The organism is Pseudoalteromonas sp. bablab_jr011, assembly GCF_016464045.1.
GTDB classification, from domain to species: Bacteria; Pseudomonadota; Gammaproteobacteria; order Enterobacterales; family Alteromonadaceae; genus Pseudoalteromonas; species Pseudoalteromonas lipolytica.
Map to the genome: position 1 here is coordinate 1 of NZ_JACDWU010000274.1, position 203 is coordinate 203.

1 protein-coding gene is annotated in these 203 nt (G+C 48.3%); it reads right to left on the reverse strand.

The genetic code is table 11. The annotated features are described in order from the left end of the window. Positions 1–203 (reverse strand): zinc ribbon domain-containing protein (locus tag JIG41_RS23325; RefSeq protein WP_199525084.1); only part of this gene is annotated, 203 nt, incomplete at both ends.

Genomic DNA, 203 nt, shown 5'->3' on the forward strand with positions numbered 1-203 from the left:
CAGTTACCGCACACAAATAGCTCTTGTGATTTACGGTTGTCGGGGTGAGTGTGATCGCATTCAGCGCACTCCTGACTGGTATGCGGGGCGGGTATTTTGAAGACGGCTTTTCCTGCTTGGTAGGCCTTGTATTTGGTGTAAGTCTCTATGATGTGCCAGCCAACGTTTAAAATAGACTTGTTTAGCCCAGCCTTTTGTTTGGC